This window comes from Brenneria roseae subsp. americana (genome assembly GCF_003115815.1).
GTDB lineage: Bacteria > Pseudomonadota > Gammaproteobacteria > Enterobacterales > Enterobacteriaceae > Brenneria > Brenneria roseae.
The window spans coordinates 414503-425295 of the sequence record NZ_QDKJ01000003.1 but is presented as its reverse complement, the minus strand read 5'-3'; the positions used below and the strand labels follow the sequence as shown (position 1 = coordinate 425295).

Here is a 10793-nt window from a genome sequence, read left to right as displayed (position 1 = left end):
CCGGCAGCGGTGTGGGCCCGTTCATTTTGCAAGCCGAAGGAATGGGGCGCCTGTTTGGCATCGATAAACTTACCGACGGACCGTTCCCTGAACACTATGAGCCCGTCGAATCGCCGTTGGAAAAAAATCCGCTGCATGAAAACACCCGCTTTAATCCGGTGGCCCGGCTGTATGAGTTTGATCAACAGCGCATGGGCAGCGCGTCGGAATACCCGTATGTCGCCACGACCTACTCCATTACGGAACTGTTCCGTCATTGGACGAAACATGCGCGGCTGAACGCCATCGTACAGCCTGAGCAGTTTGTCGAAATTGGCGAGGCATTGGCTGAACAGAAGGGGATCAGGGCTGGCGACATGGTGAAGCTCAGCAGTAAGCGCGGCTATATCAAGGCAAAAGCCGTGGTCACCAAACGTATCCGCACGCTGATGATTGAAGGCAAGCCGATAGAGACGATCGGCGTGCCCTGTCATTGGGGGTTCGAAGGCACGACGCAGAAAGGGTTTCTGGCTAACATCCTGACGCCGCACGTCGGCGATGCCAATACCCAAACGCCGGAATATAAGGCGTTCCTGGTTAATGTGGAAAAGGCGTAGCGGAGACAGATTATGGCCATGCAATCACAAGATATTATCCGTCGCTCCGCGACAAATTCCCTGACGCCGCCGCCGCAGGCTCGCGATCATCAGCAAGAGGTCGCCAAACTGATCGATGTCACCACCTGTATTGGTTGCAAAGCCTGTCAGGTGGCCTGTTCGGAATGGAACGACATTCGTGATGAGGTCGGGCATAACGTCGGCGTTTACGATAACCCGACCGATTTAACGGCCAAGTCCTGGACGGTGATGCGTTTCTCGGAAGTCGAGGGAAAAGGCCGGCTGGAATGGCTGATCCGCAAAGATGGCTGTATGCACTGCGCCGATCCGGGCTGTCTGAAGGCCTGTCCGTCAGAAGGCGCCATCATTCAGTATGCCAACGGGATTGTCGATTTTCAGTCAGCGCACTGCATCGGCTGCGGTTACTGCATCGCGGGTTGTCCGTTCGATGTGCCACGGATGAACAAAGAGGATAACCGGGTCTACAAATGTACGCTGTGCGTGGATCGGGTGACGGTAGGGCAAGAACCGGCCTGCGTCAAAACCTGTCCGACCGGCGCGATTCATTTTGGCACCAAGGAAGCGATGAAGAGCCTGGCGGCGGAACGGGTGACCGATCTCAACAGCCGTGGCTACGATAACGCCGGGTTGTACGATCCGGCGGGCGTCGGCGGAACGCACGTCATGTATGTTCTGCATCATGCGGATAGGCCGCAGCTCTATCACGGCTTGCCGGACAACCCGACGATCAGCCCGGCGGTGACATTCTGGAAGGGGATTTGGAAACCTCTGGCGGCGATAGGCTTTGCGGCGACGTTTGCCGCCAGCGTATTCCACTATGTCGGGGTGGGGCCGAATCGCGTGGAAGATGATGATGATGACGAGAACGCCGACGGCGAACATCATGAGGACAAGCAACATGAAAAAGAATAATCGAATTCAGCGCTATAGCGCGCCGGAGCGTATTAATCACTGGATTGTGGCGTTCTGCTTCGTGTTTGCCGCCATCAGTGGTCTGGGATTTTTCTTTCCCTCGCTCAACTGGATGATGAACATTCTGGGCACCCCGCAGCTGGCGAGAATTCTGCACCCCTTTGTGGGGGGGGTGATGTTTATCGCTTTTCTGTTAATGTTTTTCCGCTACTGGAAACATAACCTGATCCGCCGCGATGACATTGAATGGGCCAAAAATATTCATAAGATTGCCAGAAATCAGGAAGTGGGTGACACCGGCAGGTATAATTTCGGTCAGAAGTGTGTGTTCTGGCTGGCGATTATCAGCCTGGTGCTGCTGCTGGCAAGCGGCATTGTCATGTGGCGGCCGTATTTTGCCGATGCGTTCCCTATCCCGATCATTCGCCTGGCCTTGCTGGTCCACTCGCTGGCCGCGGTAGGGTTGATTATCGTTATTATGGTGCATGTCTATGCGGCATTATGGGTGAAAGGAACCATTACCGCCATGGTGGAAGGCTGGGTGTCGGCGTCATGGGCGAAGAAACATCATCCACGCTGGTATCGTGAGCTACAGCGTAAACAACAGGAAAAGTAACCCTGATGAGTATCCGTATTGTTCCTCAGGAACAGTTAGAAAGTAATGAAAGATCAACATCGGTGGGAACCATTCCACCGTTGCTTTTTGCTAATTTGAAAAGCCTGTACAGCAGCCGTGCGGAGCGCCTGCGTCAACTGGCGGAAGATCATCCGCTGAGTGATTACCTGCTTTTTGCCGCTGGCGTGGTGGAAGCACAGATGAAGGTGATGCACGATCACCCGCTACAGATTGATCTCGGCGAGATCCTGAAACAGTCGGGCAACCGCCCGCCGCTGGATGTGTCGGTCTTTCCCCGGGATACGCACTGGCAGACGTTGCTGCGCGCCTTGATCGAAGAACTCAAGCCGGATGCCAGCGGACAAGTGTTATCGACGCTGGAGAATCTGGAAAAGTGCTCAGCGCAAGAGCTGGAAATGATGGCGACATCTTTGTTCAGACATGAGTTCAGCGCAGAAAACAACGACAAGGCGCCGTTTATCTGGGCCGCGCTGTCGTTGTTCTGGGCGCAGATGGCGAGCCAGCTTCCCGGCAAAGCGCGGGCGGAACCTGGCGAACACCGTCAGTTTTGTCCGGTATGCGGTAGTATGCCGGTATCCGGCGTCGTTCAACTGGGCACCAGCAGCGGGTTGCGCTATCTGCATTGCAACCTGTGCGAGAGCGAATGGCACATGGTGAGGGTGAAATGCAGCAACTGCGAAGAGTCCGGGGATTTGAATTATTGGTCGCTGGATAGTGAAAATGCTGCGATTAAAGCGGAGAGCTGCGGCCATTGCGGCACCTATCTTAAAATCCTGTATCAGGAAAAAGATCATCGTGTTGAAGCGGTGGCCGACGATCTCGCGTCGCTGGTGCTGGACGTGAAGATGGAAGAAGAGGGATTTTCCCGCAGCAGTATTAACCCGTTTTTGTTCCCGGAAAGCGCTATCTGATTTCTGTTATCGGATGGCGGTCTGCTCTGCATGGTTGCCGCAGAGCAGATATCGGGCTATGCCGTCGAGAGCGTTGTCAGGTAAATATTACCGCCGCTGGTATTTGACCAGCACCAGCGAACCGATCGACAGCGCATAGCAGATGACGATCACCAGCGCCATAGACAGCGCCGATGTTCCGTTCAGCCCGGTCAGCGGCACGCTGATCGCCCCCAGCGCAAACATGCTGACGCCAATCAACGCGGACGCGCTGCCCGCTTTATCTCCCTGACTCTGCATAGCCAGCGCTGATGCGCTGGGGCCGACGATCCCAATAATGATAACGGAGAAGAACAGCGGCACCAGCAGCCCGATCAGCGGCGCCTGCAGGTATCCCGCCAGCAATAGCAACAGGGACGATACCGCCGCGATCGCCAGCCCCAGTATCAGCACCCGCATATCTCCCCAGTGCTGACTCAGGCGTGATGAGAGTTGGGCCGAGAAGATGAGACCCACGCCATTAATCGCGAAGCACAGGCTGAACATTTGCGGACTGAGTTGATAAATATTCTGCAAGACAAACGGTGAGGCGCCGATATAGGCGAACATGCCCGCACCGGCGAATCCTTGTACCAGACAGAGCCCCATAAACTGACGCTCGATCAGTAAACTGCCGATGGAAGACAATAATGCGCCGATTCCGCCGGTTACCCGTCGTTCTTCCGGCAGCGTTTCCTGCAAGCGTAAGGTTGAGAGCATCAGTAACGGTACGGTAACCGCCGCCAGCGTAATAAAGATGCCGCGCCAGTCAACAATGCTCAGCAGTGCGCCACCCAGCACTGGCGCAATGATGGGCGCCAGACCGTTGACCAGCATCAACAGGGCGAAGAAACGGGTGAGCTGATGCCCGGTATAAAGATCGCGGGCGATAGCCCGGGACAACACCGCACCGCCAGCCCCGGCCATACCCTGAATAAAGCGGGCGATAATCAACTGGTGGATGTCCTGCGCCAGCGCACACCAGACGGAGGTGGCCAGAAAAATCAGCAGCGAACAGAGCAGCGGACGTTTGCGCCCCAGTTTATCGCTCAGCGGGCCGAAGACCAGCTGGCCGGCTCCCAACCCCAGCAGACCAGCCGTCAGACTGAGCTGGGAGGCTGAGGCAGAAGTCGATAAATCGAGGGCCAGTTCTGGCAAGACGGGAAGATAGAGGTCGGTACAAAGCGGGCCGAGGGCGGCCAATAGTCCTAAAATGATTACATAGCCCAGACGGGATGGTGAAGTCATAATGTTAGTCATTGGTAGTGGTTTCAGGAAAAACATGGTTGAAAATGTGTTGGTAGAGCTGGCGCAGTTCCTCTGGCGACGCTTTCAACGGCGCCACCGATCGGAATGTGGTGCCTTCCGACAATACCGCCATGAGTTCAACCCGGGCGGCGATTTGTGGCGGCGTCAGTTGTGGATAACGTTGTTGCAGGAGGGTGCTGGCTTGCTGAAACAACCGGCTATCGGCTTCCTGCAGGATAGCGGCTACGCGTGGGCTACGGGTAGCTTCTGCGGTGACCTCCAGCATTAACGCCTGATCGTCTTCACGCGTATCGTCGCTCTCCGGCATGATGCGTGTCGACAGCTTTTGTATCATTCGCGGGGTGTGGTCGCCCGTCTGCGTCAGTAGCTGTAATTTGTTGTTCACAATCCGGCTGACGATTTCTTCAATGATGGCGTCCTTATTCTCAAAGTAGCGGTATACCTGACCTACGCTGAGCTGGGCATGTTTGGCGATTTCCGCCATACCCGCGCCGTGGAAGCCCGAACGCCGAAAACAGAGACGCGCAGCTTTAACAATCTGGTCGCGTCGTGCGTGGATACGAGCGGTTTTTGTGTCCGTATATTGCACGTTTGACTCTCCTTAATGTCAGGATGCTTACCTTTACAAAAACCGGACAAAATCTTGTCGGAAGAGTTAAGGTAGTTTTTTTATAATTGAGAATGAACGTTCATTCTCAATTATAGGGCATGATTTCATGCAAGGTAAACGCTTTATTTTCTTCCTGGTATTTCTACTTTCCGGCTGCGAGCAAGCTTCCCAACCAGCTCAAACTTCCCTACTGGTTGACGTGACCGTTCAGACTTTGCAGGCGCAGCCTGTAACGTTGAATAGCGAGTTAACCGGCCGGACAACGGCGGCAATGGTGTCTGAAGTCCGTCCGCAGGTGGAGGGCATTATTCAAAAACGCCTGTTCACGGAAGGCAGTGACGTGCAGGCGGGACAGGTCCTGTACCAGATTGATCCTGCCAGCTATCAGGCGGCCTACGATGAAGCCGCCGCTGCGCTGAAAAATGCGCAGGCCAGCGTCGGCGCGGCGAAACGTAAAGCGCAGCGCTATGCGCGTCTGGTCAAGGAAGAGGGCGTATCCCAACAGGATGCTGATGATGCGCAAACCAGCTATGAACAAAGTCTGGCCTCTGTGGCGGAAAAACAGGCCGCATTAAAAACAGCCCGCATTAATCTGGCGTATACGCAGATTAAAGCCCCGATTTCCGGTCGTATCGGTATTTCTTCCGTCACGCCGGGGGCGTTGGTAACGGCCAGTCAGACCACCGCGCTGGCGACCATTCGTCAGCTTGATCCGATGTATGTGGATCTCACCCAGTCGAGCGCGCAGCGGCTGGCGTTGCTGAAGCTACAGAAGAGCAAACAGGCATCGGTATCACTGACGTTGGAAAATGGCGAGGCTTACACGTCGCAAGGTTCGTTGCAGCTGGCGGAAGTCGCCGTCGATACCTCCACGGGATCGGTAACCTTGCGGGCCGAGTTTCCTAATCCGCAACATATTTTATTGCCCGGCATGTATGTTCAGGCTTCGGTAGAAAATGGTACGGATCCGCAGGGGATTCTGGCGCCGCAAGCAGGGATTACCCGTGATGTGAAAGGTAATGCCACCGCGCTGGTGGTTAATGACAAACAGCAGGTGGAACAGCGTCAGGTGGTCACCGATCGCGTCATTGGCAATAACTGGCTGATTTCATCAGGACTGAACGCGGGCGATCGGTTGATTATTGAAGGAACCGACAAGGTCAAGGCTGGCGACACCGTTAAGGCTACGGAAGCACAATCCTCTCAGTCAGAATCGGTACAGGCGACGCTATCGCAGGGAGATCGCTAATCATGTTCTCCCGTTTCTTTATTCATCGACCGGTTTTTGCCTGGGTGATTTCAATTGTGATCATGCTGGCCGGCGCGCTGGCTATCCAGACGCTTTCCATCGCCCAGTATCCTGATGTGGCGCCGCCTTCGGTGTCGATCACCGCGACCTATACCGGTGCTTCAGCGGAGACGCTGGAAAACAGCGTAACGCAGGTGATCGAGCAGCAGCTCACCGGGTTGGATGGATTGCTCTATTTTTCCTCTTCCAGCAGTTCCAGCGGCGAGTCGAGGATCATTGTCACCTTTAAACAGGGAACCAATGCGGATACCGCTCAGGTCCAGGTACAAAATAAAGTGCAGCAGGCGCTCAGCCGTTTACCGACGGAGGTTCAGCAACTGGGCGTCACCGTGACCAAGTCGCAAACCAGCTTCCTGTTGATTATGTCGCTGTTCGATGTGACGGATAAATCCAGCGCGGCCGATATCGCCGATTACATGGTCAGTAACCTGCAAGATCCGCTGGCGCGCGTTGAGGGCGTGGGGGACGTGCGGGTGTTTGGCTCACAGTATGCGATGCGTATCTGGCTGAATCCGACTCGTCTGGCAGCCTATGATCTGATGCCGTCCGACATATCCTCGGCGATTGAAGCGCAGAACACGCAGGTTTCCGCCGGCAAGATCGGGGCTCAGCCTTCCCGTAACGATCAACAACTGACGGCGACGGTGATGGCGCAGTCGCGGCTGAAAACGCCGGAACAGTTTAAGAATATCATTGTAAAAAGCGAAACCAACGGCGCGGTTGTCCGGCTTGGCGATGTGGCAAGAGTCGAACTGGGCGACGAGGACTACAGCACCGTGACCCGGCTAAACGGCCACCCGGCAGCGGGGATTGCGGTGATGCTGGCGCCGGGCGCCAACGCGCTGGCGACGGCCGAACGGGTAAAGGCCAAAGTAAACGAATTCGAGAACACCATGCCGGAAGGCTATAACATCGCGTACCCGAAAGACAGTACCGACTTTATCAAGATTTCGGTGCAGGAGGTGGTGAAAACGCTGTTTGAGGCGATACTGCTGGTGGTGATCGTGATGTTCGTTTTCCTGCAGAACCTGCGTGCTACGCTGATCCCGACCATCGCTGTGCCGGTGGTTCTGCTGGGCACCTTTGGCGTGCTGGCGGTTTTTGGCTACTCCATTAATACCCTGACGCTGTTCGGCATGGTACTGGCCATTGGGTTGCTGGTGGACGATGCGATCGTGGTGGTGGAAAACGTCGAACGCGTGATGCGTGATGACGGACTGTCGCCCAAAGCAGCCACGGAAAAATCAATGGGCGAGATTTCTGGCGCGCTGGTGGGCGTGGCATTGGTGCTGAGCGCGGTTTTCCTGCCAATGGCGTTTTTTGGCGGTTCCACCGGCGTCATTTACCGGCAGTTCTCCATCACCATCGTTTCTTCCATGCTGCTGTCCGTGCTGGTCGCGCTGACGCTGACGCCAGCCCTGTGCGCGTCGCTGCTGAAACCGTCGGCGCCCCATGTCTCGACAGGGAAAGGGTTTTTCTCCGCCTTTAACCGGCGTTATCAGGGAATGCAGGATCGCTATTCCAACAAGGTCGCCCGGATATTGCATAGTCCGCTACGTTACATCCTGCTGTATGGCCTGGTTATCGTGGCGATGGGGCTGATGTTTCTCCGCCTGCCGGGGGGATTCTTGCCAACGGAAGATCAGGGCGATGTGATGGTGCAGTTCACGTTGCCCGCCGGTGCGACTGAAGCCCGGACGGCGAAAGTGGGCAAAGAGATTGAGCAGTACTTTCTTACCGAGGAGAAAGATAACACCGAAGTCATCTTTATTATTTCCGGCTTCAACTTTAGCGGCAGTGGGCAGAATGCCGGTATGGCGTTTGTCGCGCTGAAAAACTGGGATCAGCGGCGCGGCGCGGAAAACAGCGCAGACGCCATTTCGGCGCGGGCGACCAAGGCGCTGTCGGCGATCCGGGATGCCCAGGTCTTTACGCTGACCCCGCCGTCGGTGGATGGGTTGGGGCAGTCCAGCGGTTTTACCTTTGAGCTTCAGGCCACCGGTACGACCGATCGCGATAAGCTGCTACAGCTACGCGATCAATTACTGGCTTCCGCCAATAAAACCCCACAGTTGGCAGCGGTTCGCCCTAACGATCTGACACAGATGCCGCAGTTGCAGGTTGATATTGATAACGACAAAGCCAGCGCGCTGGGCTTGTCGATAAGTGATATCACCGCGACGCTGAGCAGCGCCTGGGGCGGCACCTATGTTAATGACTTTATCGACCGGGGACGGGTGAAGAAAGTCTATATGCAGGGAGATGACGATTCACGCAGCAAGCCGGAGGATCTGAATAAATGGTTTGTACGCGGAACCGACAGCGCAGGTGACAGCGTCATGACGCCGTTTTCGTCGTTTGCCACCACCCGCTGGATCTATGGCCCGGAAAGTCTGTCGCGCTATAACGGGCTGGCTTCCTACGAAATTCAGGGTACGGGTGCGTCCGGCGTCAGCTCCGGTGCGGCGATGGATGAAATGCAGGTGCTGGCCAAAGCTTTGCCGAAGGGCACAACCTATGCCTGGAGCGGATTGTCCTATCAGGAACGGTTGGCCAGCGGTCAGGCTTTCTCGCTATACGCTATCTCGATTCTGGTGGTGTTCCTGTGTCTGGCGGCGTTGTATGAAAGCTGGAGTATTCCTTTCTCGGTCATGCTGGTGATCCCGCTGGGCGTGGTGGGCGCCGTGCTGGCCGCAACGCTGCGCGGGCTGGAAAACGACGTTTACTTTCAGGTGGCATTGCTGACGACCATCGGGCTGTCGGCGAAAAATGCCATTCTAATCGTTGAGTTTGCCGAAGCCGCCTACCAGCGTGGCAGCAATCTTTTTGCGGCGGCGCTGGAAGGCGCCACCACGCGCTTGCGTCCGGTATTGATGACGTCGTTAGCATTCATTGTCGGCGTATTCCCGCTGGCGATCTCCAGCGGCGCGGGGGCAAACAGCCGTATCTCCATTGGCTCTGGCATTGTCGGCGGAACATTAACCGCCACGGTACTGGCGATTTTCCTGGTTCCCCTGTTTTTTGTTCTGGTAAGACGCGTTTTCCCCAAACGTGCAGACAAAACCGTGCCCGCTGTTGACGTATCGAAGGAAAAATAATGTTGAGTCATAAATTCATTGTCGTGTTATTTCCGCTGATACTGGGCGGGTGCGTATCACTGGACCCTGACTATCAGCGCCCTGATGCGCCAGTGCCCGCAGTCTGGCCGCAGCAGGATGTTGCGGCCGGCACGGCGCCTGCGACGACCATCCCCTGGCGTTCGGCGATGATCGACGCCAGATTGCGTCAGGTGATTGATCTGGCGCTCAGCGATAACCGTGACCTGCGCAAAGCGCTGGCCGATATTGAGGCGGCCCGCGCCACCTACGGTATTCAGCGGGCCGATCTGCTGCCTGCCGTCAATGCCGGTTTGAGCGGCTCGCGTGGTCGCTCGTTATCAAGTTCGTCTTCACAGGGCAACAATGCCACGGCGATAACCCAGAGCTATGAGGCGAATCTGGCCGTGAGTTCGTTTGAGCTTGATCTGTTTGGTAAAACACGCAGCCTGAGCAGGGCGGCGCTGGAGAGTTATCTGTCTACGGAAGCGGCGGCGAAAACTACGCGTCTGACATTAATTACGGACACGGCAACGGCTTATATCGCGCTGGCGGCGGCGCGTAGCGATCTGTTGCTGTCAGAGCAAACCGTACAGAGTGCGCAGAAATCGCTGGAGGTGACGCGTAACCGGCAACGAAACGGCGTCGCCTCCGCGGTTGATGTCGCGCAGGCGGAAACCATCTATCAGCAGGCGCGTGCGGATATCGCCAGCAATCTCACCGCGGTGGAACAGAGTAAAAATGCGTTGAACCTGCTGGTCGGGCGACCGGTGGACGAGGCGCTGTTGCCTGATAATCTGGATGCGCTGGCTCAGGCGATCGCGCCGGTATCGGCGGGGATTTCTTCTGATGTGCTGTTGCAGCGTCCGGATGTGCTCGAAGCGGAACATAATCTGAAATCGGCAAATGCCAACATCGGCGCGGCGCGCGCCGCGTTTTTTCCCAGCGTGACGTTAACCGCCAGCGGCGGAACGGGCAGCACTGCGCTTTCTTCACTGTTCAGCCATGGCGCGGGCGTGTGGTCTTTTGCGCCCAGCATCAGTCTGCCGCTGTTTGACGGCGGTGCGAACCGGGCATCACTGGCCTACGCCGAGGCGCAAAAAAAGGGCTATATCGCCAGCTATGAAAAAGCCATTCAGTCTGCGTTCAAAGAGGTTGCGGATGCATTGGCGCGCAAAAGCACCATCGATGAGCAACTTTCGGCGCAGCGGGATTATCTGTCGGCGTCTCAGCGCAGCTATCAGCTGGCCGATAGTCGCTATCGGGAAGGGGTGGATACCTATCTGAACGTGCTGGATGCCCAGCGGACATTATACAGTGCGCATCAATCGTTAATTGCGGCAGAGCAAGTCCGGCTGAACAATCTGGTGACGCTATACAATGTGTTGGGCGGCGGGGTGTCAGTAACCCAGTGA

9 protein-coding genes are annotated in these 10793 nt (G+C 56.2%); 7 read left to right on the top strand and 2 right to left on the bottom strand.

Annotated elements, in window-relative coordinates:
• The 4 genes from B4923_RS05940 to fdhE all read left to right on the top strand — a co-directional run.
• On the top strand, nt 1-596 hold a 596-nt coding region (locus B4923_RS05940; RefSeq protein WP_245929498.1), incomplete at its 5' end, for a molybdopterin dinucleotide binding domain-containing protein.
• Nucleotides 597-608: 12 nt separating this feature from the next.
• The gene (fdxH, locus tag B4923_RS05935) at nt 609-1529 is read left to right on the top strand and encodes a formate dehydrogenase subunit beta (RefSeq protein ID WP_109053428.1); all 921 of its coding nucleotides are present in this window, start codon (nt 609-611) and stop codon (nt 1527-1529) included.
• Entirely contained in the window at nt 1516-2145 is a 630-nt protein-coding gene (gene fdoI / locus B4923_RS05930; RefSeq protein WP_109053427.1) for a formate dehydrogenase cytochrome b556 subunit, read from the top strand. Before fdxH ends, fdoI begins: the two co-directional genes overlap by 14 nt.
• A gap of 5 nt (nt 2146-2150) precedes the next feature.
• Nucleotides 2151-3077 (top strand): formate dehydrogenase accessory protein FdhE, encoded by a 927-nt coding sequence (gene fdhE / locus B4923_RS05925; protein ID WP_109053426.1) that lies wholly within the window; start codon nt 2151-2153, stop codon nt 3075-3077.
• Nucleotides 3078-3164: 87 nt separating this feature from the next.
• Here the strand turns inward: fdhE and B4923_RS05920 are convergent, their stop codons facing one another.
• Entirely contained in the window at nt 3165-4343 is a 1179-nt protein-coding gene (locus B4923_RS05920) for a multidrug effflux MFS transporter (protein ID WP_425428588.1), read from the bottom strand.
• A gap of 4 nt (nt 4344-4347) precedes the next feature.
• The gene (locus B4923_RS05915) at nt 4348-4953 is read right to left on the bottom strand and encodes a TetR/AcrR family transcriptional regulator (RefSeq protein ID WP_109053424.1); all 606 of its coding nucleotides are present in this window, start codon (nt 4951-4953) and stop codon (nt 4348-4350) included.
• 127 nt (nt 4954-5080) lie between these two features.
• On the opposite strand from B4923_RS05915, the gene B4923_RS05910 reads away from it, so the two are divergent.
• From B4923_RS05910 to B4923_RS05900, 3 genes are read left to right on the top strand one after another with little or no spacing between them, the layout of a single operon-like run.
• Entirely contained in the window at nt 5081-6223 is a 1143-nt protein-coding gene (locus B4923_RS05910; protein ID WP_109053423.1) for an efflux RND transporter periplasmic adaptor subunit, read from the top strand.
• Between the two features lie 2 nt (nt 6224-6225).
• Nucleotides 6226-9381, top strand: a complete 3156-nt coding sequence (locus B4923_RS05905) for an efflux RND transporter permease subunit (protein WP_109053422.1) — start codon at nt 6226-6228, stop codon at nt 9379-9381.
• Between the two features lie 2 nt (nt 9382-9383).
• The gene (locus B4923_RS05900) at nt 9384-10793 is read left to right on the top strand and encodes an efflux transporter outer membrane subunit (protein ID WP_170116018.1); all 1410 of its coding nucleotides are present in this window, start codon (nt 9384-9386) and stop codon (nt 10791-10793) included.